Source organism: Mycolicibacter sinensis (genome assembly GCF_001667945.1).
In the GTDB taxonomy this organism is placed as follows: Bacteria; Actinomycetota; Actinomycetes; order Mycobacteriales; family Mycobacteriaceae; genus Mycobacterium; species Mycobacterium sinense_B.
On record NZ_LZJK01000085.1, the window covers coordinates 21,156 to 38,546 of the forward strand.

Sequence of the window (17,391 nt, forward strand, 5' to 3'; positions counted from 1 at the left end):
TAAACCTAGTGGGCCACCGGGCATTTGCCGGTGTAGTCCATCTGCCAATGCTTGATGCCGTTGAGCCACCCGGACCGCAGCCGTTCCGGCTTGGCCAGCGGGGCCAGGTCCGGCACGTGGTCGGCGACTGCGTTGAAGATCAGGTCGATCGTCAGCCGGGCCAGGTGGGTGCCGATGCAGTAGTGCGCACCGGTGCCGCCGAACCCGACGTGCGGGTTCGGATCGCGCAGGATGTTGAACTCCTGCGGGTTGTCGAAGGCGTCCTCGTCGAAGTTGGCCGAGCGGTAGAACATCACTACCCGCTGGCCCTTCTTGATCTGCGCTCCGGACAGTTCGTAGTCTTCCAGCGCGGTGCGCTGGAAGCAGATCACCGGGGAGGCCCACCGCACGATCTCGTCGGCGGTAGTTGCCGGGCGCTCCTTTTTGAACAGCTCCCACTGCTCGGGGTGCTCGGAGAACGCGATCATGCCGTGGGTGATCGAGTTGCGGGTGGTCTCGTTGCCGGCCACCGCCAGCATCACCACGAAGAAACCGAACTCGTCGTCGGAGAGCTTCTCGCCGTCGATGTCCGCGTTGATCAGGGTGGTGACGATGTCCTCGCCCGGGTTCTCCGCCTTGGCGGCGGCCAGTTGCATGGCGTACTGGATCAACTCGACCGACGAGGCCTGCGGGTCGATGTCGGCGTATTCCGGGTCCTCGCTGCCGGTCATCTCGTTGGACCACTGGAACAGCTTGTCCCGGTCTTCCTGCGGCACCCCGAGCAGCCCGGCGATCGCCTGCAGCGGCAGCTCGCAAGAGACCTGCTCGACAAAGTCCCCGGAGCCGGCCTCGGCGGCGGCTTTGACGATCGCCTGCGCACGCTCGTGGAGTTCGTCGCGCAGCCGCCCGATCGCTCGTGGGGTGAAGCCCCGAGAGATGATCCGGCGCAGCCGGGTGTGGTGCGGCGCATCCATGTTCAGCATCACGAACCGCTGAACCTCGATGTTCTCCCGAGCCATGTCGTCGGGAAACCGTGGGATCACACAGTTTTCGTAGCTGGAGAAGACATCGCTGCGCAGCGACACCTCTTTGACGTCGGCGAGCTTGGTGACCGCCCAGTAGCCCCCGTCGTTGAATCCGCCGCCCTTGCCGGGGGCTTGCTCGACCCAACAGACAGGCGCCGCCTTGCGCAGCCGCGCGAATTCCTCCTCCGGGATGCCTTGGACGATGACGTCAGGATTGAGGAAGTCGAATCCTGCGGGAAGTGTGGACATGGTGGAACTACCCTCCGTGTTCGTTCGGTGGTTCAGGCGGACTTGCCGGTGTAGTCGACCTGCCAGTGCTTGATCCCGTTGAGCCAGCCCGAACGCAGGCGTTCCGGGGCGGCCAGGGGCTTGAGGTTGGGAATCTGGTCGGCGATGGCGTTGAACATCAGGTTCACCGACATCCGGGCCAGGTGGGTGCCGATGCAGTAGTGCGCGCCGGTGCCGCCGAAGCCGACGTGCGGGTTGGGGTCCCGCAGGATGTTGAACTGCTGCGGGTCGTCGAAGACCTCGGGGTCGAAGTTGGCGGCGCGGTAGAACATCACCACCCGCTGGCCCTTCTTGATCTTCACCCCGGACAGCTCGTAATCGCGGGTGGCGGTGCGCTGGAACGACGTCACCGGGGTGGCCCACCGCACCACCTCGTCGGCGGTGGTCTCCGGGCGCTCGGACTTGAACAGCTCCCACTGCTCGGGGAACTCGGTGAACGCCATCATCCCCTGGGTGATCGAGTTACGTGTGGTCTCGCTGCCGGCCACCGCCAGCAGAATGATGAAGAACCCCAGCTCGTCGTCGTTGAGCTTCTCGCCGTCGATGTCCGCCTCGATCAACGTGGTGACGATGTCCTGGCCGGGGTTCTGCCGCTTCATCTCGGCCAGCTGCAGCCCGTAGGAGATGATCTCCATCGACGAGGTCTTCGGGTCGTAGTGGGCGTACTCCGGGTCGTCGTAGGACGTCATCTGGTTGGTCCAGTTGAACAACTTGCCGCGGTCCTCCTGCGGCACCCCCATCAGGCCGGCGATCGCCTGCAGCGGCAGCTCGGAGGCCACCTCCACCACGAAGTCACCGGTGCCCTTGGCGGCGGCCTCCTTGGCGATGGCCTGGGCGCGCTCCTGCAGTTCGTCGTGCAGCGGCAGGATGTGGCGGGGGGTGAAACCACGCGAGACGATCCGGCGCAGCCGGGTGTGCCGGGGCGCGTCCTGGTTGAGCATCAGCAGCCGGCCGACGTCGATGTTCTCCCGTTCGATGTCGTCGTTGTAGCGCGGGATGGCCCCATTGATCTCGCTGGAGAAGACGTCGTCGAGCCGGGACACCTCTTTGACGTCGTGGTGGCTGGTGATCGCCCAGTAGCCACCGTCTTTGAATCCGCCACTCTTGTCGTCCGGCTGCTCGATCCAGGTGATCGGGGCGGCGGCCCGCACTTGGGCGAACTCCGCATCCGGGAGCCGTTCGGCGTAGATCTCCGGGTCAGTGAAGTCGAACCCCGGCGGTAGTTTGATACTCGACATCGACGGACTCCTAAATGCAACGCGTTCTAGTAGCAGTAAAACATGGCCTCACCATAGACCAAAGGCGTCTTCACATCGTCGCTTGTCAGACTGTTGAAACGTGTTCTAGCCTGGCCGCATGGGTAAACCTGTCATCGTCGAAGCCACTCGTAGCCCCATCGGTAAACGTAACGGCTGGCTGTCCGGCCTGCACGCCACCGAACTGCTCGGGGCGGTGCAAAAGGCCCTGGTCACCAAGGCCGGTATCGACCCGGGCAGCGTCGAGCAGGTCATCAGCGGCTGCGTCACCCAGTACGGCGAGCAGGCCAACAACGTCGCCCGGCAGTCCTGGCTGATCGCGGGTCTGCCCGAGCACGTCGGCGCCACCAGCATCGACTGCCAGTGCGGCAGCGCGCAACAGGCCAACCACCTGATAGCCGGCCTGATCGCAACCGGCGCCATCGACATCGGCATCGCTTGCGGCATCGAGGCGATGAGCCGGGTGGGCCTGGGCGAGAACGGCGGCGGCGCCCGGGCGGCGTCCTGGGACATCGACCTGCCCAACCAGTTCGAGGCCGCCGAGCGGATCGCCAAGCGCCGCGGCATCACCCGCGCCGACGTGGACGCGTTCGGGTTGCGCTCGCAGCAGCTGGCCAAGCAGGCCTGGGCCGAGGGCCGGTTCGACCGGGAAATCTCCCCGATCGAGGCGCCGGTGATCGACGAGAACAAGCAGCCCACCGCCGAGTGGAACACCGTCAGCCGCGACCAGGGGCTGCGTGACACCACGCTCGAGGGGCTGGCCAAGCTGAACCCGGTGCTCGAGGGCGGCATCCACACCGCCGGCACGTCGTCGCAGATCTCCGACGGGGCGGCCGCGGTGCTGTGGATGGACGAAGACAAGGCCAAGGCGCTGGGGCTCAAGCCGCGCGCCCGGATCGTCAGCCAGGCCCTGGTCGGCGCCGAGCCCTACTACCACCTGGACGGCCCGGTGCAGTCCACCGCCAAGGTGCTGGAGAAGGCCGGCATGAAGATGGGAGACATCGACCTGGTCGAGATCAACGAGGCGTTCGCCTCGGTGGTGCTGTCCTGGGCCGCGGTGCACAACCCGGACATGGATCGGGTCAACGTCAACGGCGGGGCGATCGCGCTGGGCCACCCGGTGGGTTCCACCGGCAGCCGGCTGATCACCACCGCGCTGCACGAGCTGGAGCGCACCGACTCCTCGACCGCGTTGATCACCATGTGTGCCGGCGGCGCGCTGTCCACCGGCACCATCATCGAGCGGATCTAAATGGCCCCCGTGCCAGAGACCGACCGCATCGCGGCCGCCCAGGCCTACATCGACGCGCTGGTCAGCCACGACGCCTCCGCGGTCCGGTTCTCCCCCGACTGCGTCCGCATCGAGGTCGGACTCAAGACCGGATTTTCCGGAAACCACTTGCGGCGCAGCCTCAATCGTGGGCCGCAGTTCCGGCTGATCTCGGCCGCCACTTTGCCGAAGTACAGCATCGACGGTGACGAGGTGCGCGCGGTCTACGACATCATCACCAAGCCGTCGCTGTTCGGCCGACGGATCTGCTCGCATGTCGACGAGGTCTTCGTCATTCCCGCCGACAGCCCCGACGGCACCGCCGTCATCCACCACATCCGGGCCGGGATCAAGCCGTTCGTGCAACGTTAGGGTGGTGCCGTGGAGACACCAGAGAAGCCGAAGTCGCTGGACTCACCGGTCACCGGCACCATCATCAAGTGGATGTCCCGGGCCAACACACTCGCCTACAAAGCCACCGGCGGCCGGATCGGCGGCAAGTGGCGGCTGGGCACCAAGCATTTCGGGGAGGTCCCCGAAGTCGGGATCCTCACCACCACCGGGCGCAAGACCGGTCAGCCCCGTGAGTCCCCGTTGCTGTTCCTGCGCGAAGGCGACCGGGTGATCCTGGTGGCGTCGCAGGGCGGGCGCGCCACCAACCCGATGTGGTACCTGAACCTGAAGGCGAACCCGCAGGTGTCGTTCCGGATCCGCAACGAGGTGCTGACGTTGCGCGCCCGCGACGCCAGTGAGTCCGAGCGGGCCGCCTACTGGCCGAAGCTCGACGCGATGTATCCCGACTTCGTCAACTACCGCGCCTGGACCGACCGGGAGATCCCGATCGTCATCTGCGAGCCCTGATCCGCTATCGGGCCGGCCGGGGCTAAGCCCCGTAAACCGGCACCGGCTTGCGCGCCTTGGCCAGCAGATCGGTGACGACCGGCCCCAGCTCGGCAGGATCCCAGCGGGCGCCCTTGTCGGCCTGCGGGCCGTGCGCCCAGCCCTCGGCGACGCGGATCTTGCCGCCCTCGACCTCGAACACCTTGCCGGTGACGTCTTTGGATTCCACACTGCCCAGCCACACCACCAGCGGGCTCACGTTCTCTGGGGCCATCGCGTCGAAGGCCTGGTCCTGGGTGTTCATCATGTCGGCGAACACGGTCTCGGTCATCCGGGTGCGCGCCGACGGGGCGATCGCGTTGACGGTGACGCCGTAGCGGCCCATCTCCGCAGAGGCGACCAGGGTCATCGCGGCGATACCGGCCTTGGCGGCGCTGTAGTTGGCCTGCCCGACGCTGCCCTGCAGGCCGGCCCCGGAACTGGTGTTGATGATCCGGGCGTCCACCGTCTCGCCGGCCTTGGACTTGGCCCGCCAATAGGCGGCGGCGTGCCGCATGGTGGCGAAGTGCCCCTTGAGGTGCACGGCGACGACGGCGTCGAACTCCTCTTCGCTGGTGTTGGCGAACATCCGGTCCCGGACGATGCCGGCGTTGTTGACCAGCACGTCCAGCCCACCGAAGGCGTCGACCGCGGTCTGGATCAACTGCTCGGCCTGGGCCCAGTCGGCCACGTTGGAGCCGTTGGCGACGGCTTCCCCCCCGGCGGCGACGATCTCATCGACCACGGCCTGGGCGGCGCTGCCCCCACCGGCCGGTGACCCGTCGAGGCCGACGCCGATGTCGTTGACCACCACCCGGGCGCCCTCGGCGGCGAACGCCAGCGCGTGCGCCCGCCCGATTCCGCCGCCGGCTCCGGTGACGATGACCACGCGGCCGTCGAGAAGTCCCATCAGTGCTGTCTCCTTTTTTTGGGGTCGACTTACTTGTTCGCGCTGGATGCGTCGAGGTAGGCGGGGTTCTCGCCGCCACCGTGCACGGTAAGGCTGGCGCCAGTGACATAGGAAGCCAGATCGGAACTCAAAAATGCGGCTGTCCAACCGATTTCGGAGGGCTTGGCCAACCGGCCCAACGGCACGGTGGCGCCGACCGCGGCCACCGATTCGGCGTCGCCGTAGAACAGCTCGGACTGCTCGGTCTCGACCATGCCGACGACGATCGAGTTGATCCGCACCTTCGGCGCCCATTCGACGGCCAACGATGTGGTCAGGCTGTCCACCCCGGCCTTGGCCGCGCCGTAGGCCGCGGTGCCCGGTGACGGCCGACGGCCGCTGACACTGGTGATGTTGACGATCGAGCCCCCGCCGTCCTGGGTCTGCATGACCGCGTTGGCGTGCGTGGACACCAGCAGGGCACTGAGCAGATTCAGTTCGATGATCTTGCGACTGAAGTTGGCCGACGCATCGGCGGCAAATGCGAACGGCGAGCCGCCGGCATTGTTGACCACGACGTCGATCCGGCCGTGGGTGGCCACGACCGCCTCGATCAGTCCCCGGACCGCGTCGTCGTCGCGCACGTCGCAGGCGTGGAACTCGTACGGCAGGCCCTCCACCGGGCGCCGGGCGCAGGTCACCACCGTCGCTCCCTGATCGGCGAAGACGGCGCTGATACCGGCGCCCACGCCGCGCACCCCGCCGGTCACCAGGACCACCTTGCCGGTCAAACCGAGGTTGATGGCGTCACGCATTGTGCTAGCGTACCAAGCAAGTGCTTGCTCAGGTACTGATGGCCCCCGACACGACAGGGAAAACCCGCCAATGCCGATCACATCCAAGACCGTCGAGCCCGGGATCGTCGCGGTCACCGTCGACTTCCCGCCCGTCAACGCGCTGCCGTCCCGAGCCTGGTTCGAGCTGGGTGACGTCATCACCGCCGCCGGCAACGACATGTCCACCCACGCGGTGATCCTGCGTGCCGAGGGCCGCGGCTTCAACGCCGGCGTGGACATCAAGGAGATGCAGCACACCGAGGGCTTCACCGCCCTGATCGACGCCAACCGCGGCTGCTTCGCCGCCTTCAAGGCCGTCTACGAGTGCGCGGTGCCGGTGATCGCCGCGGTCAATGGCTTCTGCGTCGGCGGCGGGATCGGCCTGGTCGGAAACGCCGACGTGATCGTGGCTTCCGACGACGCCAAGTTCGGCCTGCCGGAGGTGGAACGCGGCGCGCTGGGTGCGGCCACCCACCTGTCCCGGCTGGTGCCGCAGCACATGATGCGCCGGTTGTTCTACACCGCGGCCACCGTGGACGCGGCCACCTTGCACCAGTACGGCTCGGTGCACGAGGTGGTGCCGCGCGCCGAGCTCGACGAATCCGCCCTGCGGGTGGCCCGCGACATCGCCGCCAAGGACACCCGGGTGATCCGGGCCGCCAAAGAGGCGCTCAACCTCATCGACGTGCAGAAGGTCAACTCCAGCTACCGGATGGAGCAGGGCTTCACCTTCGAGCTCAACCTCGCCGGCGTCGCCGACGAACACCGCGACGCGTTCGCCGGTACCGAGAAGGGCGCCAAGAAATGAGCAAGCTGACCACACTCGACGACGCCGTCGCCGAGCTGCGCGACGGCATGACCATCGGCATCGGTGGCTGGGGGTCGCGGCGTAAGCCGATGGCGTTCGTCCGCGCCATCCTGCGCACCGACGTCAAGGACCTGACCGTGGTGACCTACGGCGGGCCGGATCTGGGGCTGCTGTGCTCGGCGGGCAAGGTGCGCCGGGCCTACTACGGCTTCGTCTCGCTGGACTCGCCGCCGTTCTACGACCCGTGGTTCGCGCGCGCCCGCACCACCGGCGCCATCGAGGCCCGCGAGATGGACGAGGGCATGCTGCGCTGCGGGCTGCAGGCCGCGGCCCAGCGGCTGCCGTTCCTGCCGATCCGGGCCGGTCTGGGCAGCTCGGTGATCGACTTCTGGGAGGGCGAGCTCAAGACCGTCACCTCGCCGTATCCCGTTGAGGGCGGCCACGAGACCCTGGTCGCGATGCCGGCGCTGAACCTGGACGCCGCGTTCGTGCACATGAACATCGGCGATGAGCGCGGCAACGCCGCCTACACCGGGATCGACCCGTACTTCGACGACCTGTTCCTGATGTCGGCGCAGCGCCGGTTCCTGTCGGTGGAGAAGATCGTGTCCACCGAGGAACTGATGGCCGCATCGATCCCGCAGACCCAGATCATCAACCGGATGATGGTCGATCGCGTGGTGGAGGCACCCAACGGAGCCCACTTCACCATTGGCGCAGCCGATTACGGCCGCGACGAGAAGTTCCAGCGGCACTACGCCGAGGCCGCCAAGTCCGACGAGACCTGGGCGGAGTTCAAGGCCACCTATCTGTCCGGTAGCGAAGACGACTACCAGGCGGCGGTTAAGGCATTCGGAGCGGAGGCCCAAGCATGACCGACTCACCCACTCGCGCCGAGATCTGCGCGGTCGCCTGTGCCGAGCTGTTCCGCGACGCCGGCGAGATCATGGCCTCACCCATGGCTACGGTGCCCTCGGTCGGCGCCCGGCTGGCCCGCCTGACCTTCTCCCCCGACCTGGTGCTCACCGACGGGGAGGCTCGCATCCTGGCCGACACCCCGGCGATCGGCAAGGTCGGGCCGCTGGAAGGCTGGATGCCGTTCAACCGGGTCTTCGAGACCCTGTCGTGGGGCCGGCGCCATGTGATCATGGGCGCCAACCAGATTGACCGCTACGGCAATCAGAACCTGAGCGCGTTCGGTCCGCTGCAGCAGCCCACCCGGCAGATGTTCGGGGTCCGCGGCGCCCCCGGCAACACCATCAACCACACCACCAGCTACTGGGTGGGCGCGCACTCGTCGCGGGTGTTCTGCGAGGCCGTCGACATCGTCTCCGGCATCGGCTACGACAAGGTCGACCCGGCCAACCCCGCGTTCCGGTTCTTCAACCTGGGTGGGGTGGTGACCAACCTCGGGGTGTTCGACTTCGGCGGCCCTTCGCATCAGATGCGCGCCGTCTCGCTGCACCCCGGCGTCACCGCCGACGAGGTCGCCGAGAACACCTCCTTCGAGGTGCACGGGCTGGCCGAGGCCGCCACGACCCGGCTGCCGGAGGTCGAGGAACTGCGGTTGATCCGTGAGGTCATCGACCCGAAATCGCTGCGGGACAAAGAAGTCCGGGCATGAGTCGGCTGAAGACCCCGCTGACCACACTGGTCGGCATCGAACATCCCGTCGTGCAGACCGGGATGGGCTGGGTGGCCGGTGCCCGATTGGTTTCGGCCACCGCCAACGCCGGCGGGCTGGGCATCCTGGCCTCGGCGACCATGACCATCGACGAACTGGCCGCTGCCATTTCGAAGGTCAAGGCCGCCACCGACAAGCCGTTCGGCGTCAACATCCGCGCCGACGCCTCCGACGCCGGCGACCGGGTGGATCTGATGATCCGCGAAGGCGTCAAGGTGGCGTCGTTCGCGCTGGCGCCCAAGGCCGAGCTGATCGCCAAGCTCAAAGAGGCCGGCTCGGTGGTGATCCCGTCGGTCGGTGCGGCCAAGCACGCCAAGAAGGTGGCGTCCTGGGGCGCCGACGCGGTGATCGTGCAGGGCGGCGAGGGCGGCGGGCACACCGGCCCGGTCGCCACCACGCTGCTGCTGCCGTCGGTGCTTGACGCCGTCGCCGGTACCGGGGTTCAGGTGATCGCCGCCGGCGGGTTCTTCGACGGCCGCGGCCTGGCCGCCGCGCTGTCTTACGGTGCGACCGGCGTCGCGATGGGCACCCGGTTCCTGCTCACCTCGGATTCGACCGTTCCGGACGCGGTCAAGCAGCGCTACCTTGCTGCGGATTTGAGCGGCACCGTCGTCTCGACCCGGGTCGACGGCATGCCGCACCGGGTGCTGCGTACCGAACTGGTGGAGAAGCTCGAAAGCGGTTCGCGGGCACGCGGTTTCAGCGCCGCCATCCGCAACGCGGCGAAGTTCAAGAAGATGTCGGGCATGTCGTGGCCGACCATGGTGCGGGACGGCCTGGCGATGCGACACGGCAAGGAACTCACCTGGTCACAGGTGCTGATGGCCGCCAACACCCCGATGCTCTTGAAGGCAGGCCTGGTAGAAGGCAACACCGAAGCCGGCGTGCTGGCCTCGGGCCAAGTCGCCGGCATCCTCGACAACCTGCCGTCGTGCGCGGAGCTGATCAGCTCGATCGTCGACGAAGCGGTCACCCACCTGCAGTCGGCCTCCTCGCTGATCACCTAACCTCGAGTCGGAATCTCACGACGCGACACGCGGTGGGTGCGTCACGAGATTCCGATTCGCGCCCCGGCCGGGCCATCCGGCCACGCGCATCGCGTCTTGCACTCGGGCGATCAACGTCGCCCGCCGGTAGCGCAGCAGCTCCGCGCTGACGCGGATGATCACCCAGCCGAGCTCGGCCAGCGCTGCCTGACGATCAATGTCTCGCTGCCGTTGCTTCGGGTCGGTCCAGTGCTGCGGGCCGTCGTACTCGATGCCGACCCTCAATTCCCGATACCCCATATCGAGCCGGCCCACGAATTCGCCGAACCCGTCATGGACCACGATCTGGGTCTCCGGCCACGGCAAGCCGGCGTCGATCAGCGCCAGCCGGGTACGGCTCTCCTGGGGCGACTCCGACCCGCTGTCGACCAGCGGCAGGATTCTCCGTAGCCCGTTGACACCACGGGCGCCGGGATGCGCGGCGATGACGGCCTCAACTTCAGCGATCCCGATGCCGGTGGCGTTGGCCAGCGCATCGAGGCGCTGCACGCCGGTCACCCGCGACCGCGTTCGGCGTCCGATGTCGAAAGCAGTCCGCGCTGCGGTGGTGACCGCAATGTCGTCGACGGTCGTCAACTCGCCGGGCTTGAGAACCTCATTGTGCGCGACAAGCTTCGGCGGCGCCTTCTGGTTGTCGTGGACCAGTTCAGCGGGCAGTGCCGCGTCCACCCACTTCGAGCCCAGCAGCGCCGCAGCGGAGTTGCCCGCCACCACGCCGCGCCGCCGCGACCACAGCCACGCCGCCGTCGCGCGCTGCCGCGCGGTCAGCTCGATGCCCCACGGAACGTAGACGCCCGGGTAGACCGGCTGGTACAGCGTCCGCATCGTCCGCTCGGGAATGAGCCTGTCGGCCAATGCCTCGGGTCCCAGGAACGGCCAATCCAATTCGTCCACAGCCGAAGCGTGGCAGTCGGCGATAGCCGGTGCCGACACTTATCCACAGAGCCCGAGTCGGAATCTCACGACGCGACACGCTGTGGTGGCGTCGCGAGATTCCGACTCGAAGCAAAGGCCGTCGGGCTAGACCTCGACCACCATCAGGGTGTGCCCACTCGGGTCGCGGAAGAAGAACATCGGCGGGACCGGCGCCCCCATCCGGGCCACCTGTGCGTCGACGTCGACCCCGAGTTCACGCATCGCGGTGTGGGTGGCGTCGATATCGTCGGTGGTCAGCGTGATGCCCGTTTCCATCGGCACCACCGGCACGCCCTCTTGCGGCGGAGCCAGCGCGATACCGGTCGAGCCCTCGGGCGGGTAGACCTCGATCCACCGGTAGCCGCCGCCGAACTCCTCGTCGGTGCGCTTCTCAAAGCCGAGCGACTCGTAGAACGCAACCGCCTTGTCCTGTTCGGGCGTCGCCACGCATACCAGGTTGATCGTCTTCAGGCCGATCTTGGTGGGACTCATCATGCTCCTTCTGGGTTGGGATTACTCGGTACCGTATGCCTGGGCGATCTCCGCAGAGCCCGCCCAGCGGCTGAAGGTGGGATACTGCGGCCAGCCGTCCGGAGATTCCTGCCATACCTCCTGGCGCCCGTAGGGCAGGACGTCCAGCAGGCCGAACACGTGGCCGAGCTGTTCGCAGCCCCGGCCGGTCGTGTGCCAGGTGCGATACACCGTGTCGCCATGGCGCAGAAAGACATTCAGTGCGAACTGGCCACCCGGCGGGGCGCCGACGTCGGCGCCGAACGGACTTCCGGCGGTGCTGTACCAGTCCATCCGGTTGCCGACCCGACGCTTGTAGGCGAGCGCTTCATCGATCGGGCCCTGGGTGACGATGACGAACCGTGCGTCGTAGTCGGCCAAAAACTCCAACCGGGTGAACTGCGAGGTGAACCCGGTACATCCCGGACACTGCCACTCCTGGCCGGGAAACCACATGTGGTGGTAGACGATCAGCTGGTGTTTGCCGTCGAAGACATCGGCCAGCCGCACCGGCCCGTTCTCGCCTTCGAGTACGTAGTCGGCCATGGCGACCATCGGCAGCCGGCGACGTTGCGCCGCGATCGCATCGAGTTCACGGGTGGCCGCCTTCTCCCGGACCCGCAGCGCATCCAGCTCCCGCTGCCACGTCGATTGGTCCACCACCGGCGGCAACCCCAAAGTCGTCGACACGAAAGCCTCCCGCGGAATGTGTACGGCGTCTACATTGAGTATGTTGACACCGTACACTTCGACTCGAGGGGGCTGTCAAGAGGTGGCTGGAACAAAGGCCGGTTATCACCATGGCGATCTGTGCGCAGCACTGATCGACGCCGGCTTGCAGCTCACCCGAACCGGCGGCCCGGAGGCACTGACCATCCGGGAGGCGACCCGGCGCGCCGGGGTGTCCCCCAACGCCGCCTACCGTCACTTCGCGGACCGCGAGGCGCTGCTCAGCGCCGTGGCAACAGCCATCCAGGACCGGATGGCCGCGCGCATGTTCCCATCGGTGAACCGGCGCGGGTCGGCACAGACCCGCGCGCTCAATCAGCTACGCGCAGTGGGCTTGGGCTATATCGAGTTCGCACTGGACGAGCCGGGGTGGTTCGCCGTGGCGTTCTTCGGCGGTTCAGCGAGCCTCGACGGAGGAGAGGCGAAGCTGGGACCGCCGCACGAATCCAGCGGTTCAGCGAGCCTCGACGGAGGAGAGGCGAAGCTGGGACCGCCGCACAAATCCGGCGGTTCAGCGAGCCTCGACGGAGGAGAGGCGAAGCTGGGACCGCCGCACGAATCCGGCGGTTCAGCGAGCCTCGACGGAGGAGAGGCGAAGCTGGGACCGCCGCACAAATCCAGCGGTTCCGACCTCAGCGCACTCGGCGACGATCGGGTTCCACCGCCGTTTCGCGCCCTGGTGGATGCCCTCGACGCGATGACCGATGCCGGTGTGCTGCAACCGAACCGGCGCGCCGGTGCGGAGTGGCCGTGCTGGTCGGCGGTACACGGATTCGCCGAGCTGGCGCTGCATGGACCGCTGCGGGGCACCAGCCGCCGCGAGTTGGAAGCCCTGGCCCGACGCACCGTCGACGACGTCATCTCCGGGCTGGTCCATTAGCCCGCGTTCGTCAGTCGGTGGTGCTCGGCAGGTGGATCCCGTTGCCGACCGCGAGCACGAACGAAGTCAGGTCGTGGGTGAGGTCATCGATCGACCGCGGCGGGTCGGTGTCATGCAGGAAGTCAGCGACGGTCTCGAAACAGCCCCCCACGGTGGCGACCGCCATCGCCCGGTAGTCGACGCTGTCACCGGAGCGCGCCTTGCTACGCCAGAACGCCTCGAGGAAATCCGCCGCCCACTTGCGGTTCGCCCGCCGTTGCGCCTCAACCCGTGGCGAGATGCCGGTGCACTCCCTAAACGCCACCACCGCCACCCGCGGGTCGTCGACCAGCGCGTGGGCAAACGCGGCGAGGACGCGGCGCACGGTCGCCTCTTCGGGCTCACCGGGGGCCGCCCGCTGAAGCTGCTCTTCGACTTGCCGCTCGATGCCTTCACCGATCCCGTTCATCAGCGCCAGGTAGCAGTCTTCCTTGCTGTCGAACAGTTCGTAGAACGCCTTGTTACCGACATAGGCGGTCTGGCAGATTTGCTCGATCGAGGTGTTGACGTAGCCGTCCCGCGCAAACAGATCGAACGCCGCCGCCAAGATCTGATCGCGACGCTGTGCGCGGCGCTGGTCGGCGTCCAGTCCCCGAATTCTGCGGCCGCCAGGTGTGGGCGTTGCCATGATCGCTCCCATGGCGGAGAATTTTAGCTGCCGAGCCGTTCGATGATGGTGACGTTGGCCGTACCGCCGCCCTCACACATCGTCTGCAACCCATACCGGCCGCCCGTTCGCTCCAGCTCATGCAGCATCGTGGTGAACAATTTGGCGCCGGTCGCCCCCAGCGGGTGACCCAACGCGATCGCCCCGCCATTGGGGTTGACCTTTGCCGGGTCGATCGGGAACTCCTTCATCCAGGCCTGGACCACCGGCGCGAACGCCTCGTTGATCTCCACCACATCAATGTCGTCGATGCTCAACCCGGTCTTCTCCAGCGCGTAGCGGGTGGCCGGGATCGGGCCGGTCAGCATGAACACCGGGTCGTCGCCCCGGGCACTGATGTGGTGGATGCGGGCCCGCGGCGTCAGGCCGTGATCGGACACCGCCTGCTGGGAAGCGAGCAGCACCGCGCTGGCGCCGTCGGAGATCTGGCTGGCCAGTGCAGCGGTGAGTCGGCCACCTTCGACCAGAGGCTTCAACCCGGCCATCTTCTCCAGGGTCGATTCCCGCGGTCCCTCGTCGACGCGGAACGTCACACCGTCGACATCGACCGGGATGATCTCTCTGTCGAAGCGGCCCTCGGCGATGGCGGTGAACGCCCGCTCGTGGCTCTGCAGGGCGAAGCGTTCCATCTCCTCGCGCGACAGATCCCACTTCTCGGCGATCATCTCGGCACCGCGGAACTGCGAGATCTCCTGCTCGCCATAGCGTTCCAGCCACTTCTTGGACTCATTGGTCGGCGAGGTGAAACCGAACTGCTCGCCGACGATCATCGCCGAGGAGATCGGCACCCAGCTCATGTTCTGCACCCCGCCGGCCAGAATCAGGTCCGCCGTGCGGGACATGATGGCCTGAGCGCCGAAGGAGATCGCCTGCTGGGACGAACCGCACTGCCGGTCGACGGTAACCCCGGGAACGGCTTCGGGGTAGCCGGCCGCCAGCCACGCCAGCCGGCCGATGTTGCCGGCCTGGCCACCGATCGCGTCCACACAACCCGCGATCACGTCGTCGACGGCCGCAGGGTCGACGCCGACCCGGTCCAGGAGGCCGCGGAACGCCAGCGCGCCCAGGTCGACCGGGTGCACCCCGGCCAGCGACCCGTTGCGCTTACCGACGGCGGTGCGGGCAGCGTCGATGACGTATGCCTCAGAGATTTGTGCGGCCATTTGGGACTCCTTCACTGATTCCACCCAGCACGATAGCGAGGTATTGTCTGCCGACCTGTTCGGCGGTGAGCGGTCCGCCGGGCTGATACCAGCGCACCGACACCCAGGTGGTGTCGCGGATGAAGCGGTAGACCAGGTCGAGGTCGAGGTCCGGGCGAAAGCATCCGGCCTCGACGCCCTGCTGCAGCACGTCGATCCACATCTTGCGCTGCTGACGATTGCGCTCGTCGACGTAGGCGAAGCGCTCCTGCGACGACAGCCGCTTGGCTTCGTCCTGGTAGATGACGACCTGGGCGTGCCGGTGCTCGATGGCGTCGAACGACGCCAGGAACAGCCCTTCCAGGCGCGCCAGCGGATCGGATTCGGTGTCGATGATCTGCTGGTAGCGCCCGAAAAGCCAGTCGAGAAAGTCGCGCAGCACCTCGTCGACCATCTCCTCTTTGGAGGAGAAGTGGTGATACAGGCTGCCGGACAGAATCCCGGCGGCGTCGGCGATGTCGCGCACCGTGGTGGCACGCAGGCCGCGCTCGGCGATCATCGCCGCAGCCAGGTTCAGGAGTTCGTCACGGCGCGTCATGGGATCACGGGTGCTGGCTGGAAACCGAGATGATCTCGCCGGTGAGGTAGCTGGAGTAGTCGCTGGCCAGGAACGCGATGGTGGTGGCGATCTCCCACGGCTCGGCGGCCCGGCCGAACGCCTCGCCCTCGGCGAGCCGGTCCAGCAGTTCTGCGGAGCTGGTCTTCTCCAGGAACTTGTGCCGGGCGATGGACGGCGAGACGGCATTGATGCGCACCCCGTACTCGACCGCCTCGATCGCGGAGCAGCGGGTCAGGGCCATCACGCCGGCCTTGGCTGCGGCGTAGTGAGACTGGGAATGCTGTGCGCGCCAACCCAATACGCTGGCGTTGTTGACGATGACCCCGCCGTGGTCGACGCCACGGAAGTAACGCAGGGCAGCCCGGGTCGCCCGCATCACCGAGTTCAGCGTCACGTTCAGGACGCGGTCCCACTCGTCGTCGGTCATGTCGATCACCGGGGTCTGCCCGCCCAGGCCGGCGTTGTTGACCAGCACGTCGAGTCGGCCCATCTTCGCCACGGCGTCGGTGAACAGCGCATCCACGGCGGCGGTGGAGGTGACGTCGCAGACCACCGCCTCCACCCGGCCCAGGCCGAGGGCGGCCAGTTCGTCGCGGGTCTCACCGAGCCGGCGTTCGTGATAGTCGGAGACGACGACGTCGGCGCCCTCGAGCAGCGCCCGCCGCGCGGTGGTGGAGCCGATACCGGTACCGGCCGCCGCGGTCACCAGCACCGTCTTGCCCGCTAATAGGCCATGCCCGGCAATCTCTTCCGGCGCCTTGGACAGATCCGTTGCCGAGCTCATCCCTTTGCCTCCCGGGGTAGGCCGAGAACCCGCTCGGCGATGATGTTGCGCTGAATTTCGTTCGACCCGCCGTAGATGGTGTCGGAGCGGGTGAACAGATAGAGCCGTTGCCACTCGTCGAACTCACCGTCGGCCAGCACCATCGAATCGCGCCCGATCACGTCCATGGCGAGCTCGCCCAGGTCGCGATGCCAGTTGGCCCACAACAGTTTCGAGACGTTGTCCTGGCCGGGCTGCTCGACGTCCATGGTGGCCATCGCGTAGGACCGCATCGCCCGCAGCCCGACCCAGGACCGGGCCAGCCGCTCACGGATCAGCGGGTCTTCGGCGGCGCCGTTGCGTGTCGCGAGTTCGGCCAGCGCGGAAAGCTCACGCGCATACCGGATCTGCTGGCCCAATGTCGACACGCCACGCTCGAAGGTGAGCGTGCCCATGGCGACCTTCCAACCGTCGCCGGGCTCCCCGACCACCAGGTCGGCATCGGTGACCGCGTCGTCGAAGAACACCTCGTTGAACTCCGAGGTGCCGGTCAGCTGCACGATCGGGCGGATTTCCACGCCGGGCTGATCCAGCGGCACCAGCAGGTACGACAGTCCGTTGTGCCGCTTGGAGCCCTTCTCGGTGCGGGCCACCACGAAGCACCACTGCGACAGGTGCGCCAGCGAGGTCCACACCTTCTGGCCGTTGATCACCCAGCGATCGCCGTCGAGCACCGCGGTGGTGGCCACATTGGCCAGGTCGCTGCCGGCGCCGGGCTCGGAGTAGCCCTGACACCACAGCTCGGTGACATTGCGGATGCCCGGCAGGAAACGCTGCTGCTGTTCGGCAGTGCCGAAGGCGATCAGCGTCGGCCCGAGCAGCTCCTCGCCGAGGTGATTGACCTTGTCCGGGGCGTCGGCGCGGGCGTACTCCTCGTAGAACGCCACCCGGTGGGCCACCGACAGTCCGCGTCCGCCGTGCTCCACCGGCCAGCCCAGGCAGGTCAGCCCGGCGTCGGCGAGATGGCGGTTCCACGCCATCCGCTCCTCGAAGGCCTCATGCTCGCGCCCAGGCCCGCCAAGGCCTTTGAGCTTGGCGAACTCCCCGACCAGGTTGTCGGCCAGCCATGCGCGGACCTCAGCCCTGAACTCCTCGACTGCTTGCACC

At 67.4% G+C, this 17,391-nt stretch carries 20 protein-coding genes; 8 read left to right on the forward strand and 12 right to left on the reverse strand.

Annotated features, from left to right (window positions below; translation table 11 throughout):
- Window positions 1–5 precede the first annotated feature (5 nt).
- Together A5694_RS12105 and A5694_RS12110 are read right to left on the reverse strand one after the other, a co-directional pair.
- On the reverse strand, window positions 6–1,253 hold the full coding sequence (locus A5694_RS12105) for a cytochrome P450 (RefSeq protein WP_064922084.1): 1,248 nt from the start codon (window positions 1,251–1,253) through the stop codon (window positions 6–8).
- A 32-nt stretch (window positions 1,254–1,285) separates the two neighbouring features.
- Entirely contained in the window at window positions 1,286–2,530 is a 1,245-nt protein-coding gene (locus tag A5694_RS12110) for a cytochrome P450 (RefSeq protein ID WP_064922085.1), read from the reverse strand.
- Between the two features lie 118 nt (window positions 2,531–2,648).
- Here A5694_RS12110 and A5694_RS12115 point away from each other — a divergent pair, with 118 nt between their 5' ends.
- The 3 genes from A5694_RS12115 to A5694_RS12125 are packed head-to-tail and all read left to right on the forward strand — an operon-like array spanning window position 2,649 to window position 4,679.
- On the forward strand, window positions 2,649–3,800 hold the full coding sequence (locus A5694_RS12115; protein WP_064922086.1) for a steroid 3-ketoacyl-CoA thiolase: 1,152 nt from the start codon (window positions 2,649–2,651) through the stop codon (window positions 3,798–3,800).
- On the forward strand, window positions 3,801–4,190 hold the full coding sequence (locus A5694_RS12120; protein ID WP_064922087.1) for a hypothetical protein: 390 nt from the start codon (window positions 3,801–3,803) through the stop codon (window positions 4,188–4,190).
- 9 nt (window positions 4,191–4,199) lie between these two features.
- The gene (locus tag A5694_RS12125) at window positions 4,200–4,679 is read left to right on the forward strand and encodes a nitroreductase family deazaflavin-dependent oxidoreductase (RefSeq protein WP_064922088.1); all 480 of its coding nucleotides are present in this window, start codon (window positions 4,200–4,202) and stop codon (window positions 4,677–4,679) included.
- Window positions 4,680–4,701: 22 nt separating this feature from the next.
- On the opposite strand, the gene A5694_RS12130 is transcribed toward A5694_RS12125, so the two are convergent.
- Window positions 4,702–5,607, reverse strand: coding sequence for an SDR family oxidoreductase (locus A5694_RS12130; protein WP_064922089.1), 906 nt, complete (start codon window positions 5,605–5,607; stop codon window positions 4,702–4,704).
- 29 nt (window positions 5,608–5,636) lie between these two features.
- On the reverse strand, window positions 5,637–6,401 hold the full coding sequence (locus tag A5694_RS12135; protein WP_064922090.1) for an SDR family oxidoreductase: 765 nt from the start codon (window positions 6,399–6,401) through the stop codon (window positions 5,637–5,639).
- Between the two features lie 70 nt (window positions 6,402–6,471).
- Here A5694_RS12135 and echA20 point away from each other — a divergent pair, with 70 nt between their 5' ends.
- The 4 genes from echA20 to ipdC are packed head-to-tail and all read left to right on the forward strand — an operon-like array spanning window position 6,472 to window position 9,921.
- Window positions 6,472–7,230, forward strand: a complete 759-nt coding sequence (gene echA20, locus A5694_RS12140) for a (7aS)-7a-methyl-1,5-dioxo-2,3,5,6,7,7a-hexahydro-1H-indene-carboxyl-CoA hydrolase (RefSeq protein WP_064922091.1) — start codon at window positions 6,472–6,474, stop codon at window positions 7,228–7,230.
- Window positions 7,227–8,105 carry a cholesterol ring-cleaving hydrolase subunit IpdA gene (gene ipdA, locus A5694_RS12145; RefSeq protein ID WP_064922092.1) on the forward strand — a complete coding sequence of 293 codons (879 nt, stop codon included), beginning with the start codon at window positions 7,227–7,229 and terminating at the stop codon, window positions 8,103–8,105. Before echA20 ends, ipdA begins: the two co-directional genes overlap by 4 nt.
- Complete coding sequence (gene ipdB / locus A5694_RS12150; RefSeq protein ID WP_064922093.1) at window positions 8,102–8,854, forward strand: cholesterol ring-cleaving hydrolase subunit IpdB; 753 nt, start codon at window positions 8,102–8,104, stop codon at window positions 8,852–8,854. The genes ipdA and ipdB overlap by 4 nt, the downstream gene beginning before the upstream one ends.
- Complete coding sequence (ipdC, locus tag A5694_RS12155; protein WP_064922094.1) at window positions 8,851–9,921, forward strand: (3aS,4S,5R,7aS)-5-hydroxy-7a-methyl-1-oxo-octahydro-1H-indene-4-carboxyl-CoA dehydrogenase; 1,071 nt, start codon at window positions 8,851–8,853, stop codon at window positions 9,919–9,921. Before ipdB ends, ipdC begins: the two co-directional genes overlap by 4 nt.
- 15 nt (window positions 9,922–9,936) lie before the next feature.
- On the opposite strand, the gene A5694_RS12160 is transcribed toward ipdC, so the two are convergent.
- The 3 genes from A5694_RS12160 to A5694_RS12170 all read right to left on the reverse strand — a co-directional run bounded on the left by A5694_RS12160 (window position 9,937) and on the right by A5694_RS12170 (window position 12,075).
- Entirely contained in the window at window positions 9,937–10,854 is a 918-nt protein-coding gene (locus A5694_RS12160; RefSeq protein WP_064922095.1) for an endonuclease domain-containing protein, read from the reverse strand.
- Between the two features lie 126 nt (window positions 10,855–10,980).
- The gene (locus A5694_RS12165) at window positions 10,981–11,367 is read right to left on the reverse strand and encodes a VOC family protein (protein WP_342707981.1); all 387 of its coding nucleotides are present in this window, start codon (window positions 11,365–11,367) and stop codon (window positions 10,981–10,983) included.
- 21 nt (window positions 11,368–11,388) lie between these two features.
- Entirely contained in the window at window positions 11,389–12,075 is a 687-nt protein-coding gene (locus A5694_RS12170; RefSeq protein WP_064922115.1) for a DUF899 domain-containing protein, read from the reverse strand.
- A gap of 82 nt (window positions 12,076–12,157) precedes the next feature.
- Between A5694_RS12170 and A5694_RS24625 the strand changes: the two genes are divergently transcribed.
- Window positions 12,158–12,994, forward strand: a complete 837-nt coding sequence (locus A5694_RS24625; RefSeq protein WP_064922097.1) for a TetR/AcrR family transcriptional regulator — start codon at window positions 12,158–12,160, stop codon at window positions 12,992–12,994.
- Window positions 12,995–13,004: 10 nt separating this feature from the next.
- Here the strand turns inward: A5694_RS24625 and A5694_RS12180 are convergent, their stop codons facing one another.
- The 5 genes from A5694_RS12180 to ipdE1 are packed head-to-tail and all read right to left on the reverse strand — an operon-like array spanning window position 13,005 to window position 17,390.
- Window positions 13,005–13,661 (reverse strand): TetR/AcrR family transcriptional regulator, encoded by a 657-nt coding sequence (locus A5694_RS12180; RefSeq protein ID WP_234786540.1) that lies wholly within the window; start codon window positions 13,659–13,661, stop codon window positions 13,005–13,007.
- 23 nt (window positions 13,662–13,684) lie between these two features.
- Window positions 13,685–14,851 (reverse strand): steroid 3-ketoacyl-CoA thiolase FadA6, encoded by a 1,167-nt coding sequence (gene fadA6, locus A5694_RS12185; RefSeq protein WP_064922116.1) that lies wholly within the window; start codon window positions 14,849–14,851, stop codon window positions 13,685–13,687.
- The gene (gene kstR2, locus A5694_RS12190) at window positions 14,844–15,440 is read right to left on the reverse strand and encodes a TetR family transcriptional regulator KstR2 (RefSeq protein ID WP_064922099.1); all 597 of its coding nucleotides are present in this window, start codon (window positions 15,438–15,440) and stop codon (window positions 14,844–14,846) included. Before kstR2 ends, fadA6 begins: the two co-directional genes overlap by 8 nt.
- Before the next feature lie 4 nt (window positions 15,441–15,444).
- A complete protein-coding gene (gene ipdF / locus A5694_RS12195; protein ID WP_064922100.1) occupies window positions 15,445–16,245 on the reverse strand; it encodes a (5R,7aS)-5-hydroxy-7a-methyl-1-oxo-2,3,5,6,7,7a-hexahydro-1H-indene-carboxyl-CoA reductase in 801 nt (266 codons plus the stop codon).
- Window positions 16,242–17,390, reverse strand: coding sequence for an acyl-CoA dehydrogenase IpdE1 (ipdE1, locus tag A5694_RS12200; RefSeq protein WP_064922101.1), 1,149 nt, complete (start codon window positions 17,388–17,390; stop codon window positions 16,242–16,244). The genes ipdF and ipdE1 overlap by 4 nt, the downstream gene beginning before the upstream one ends.
- Window position 17,391 lies beyond the last annotated feature (1 nt).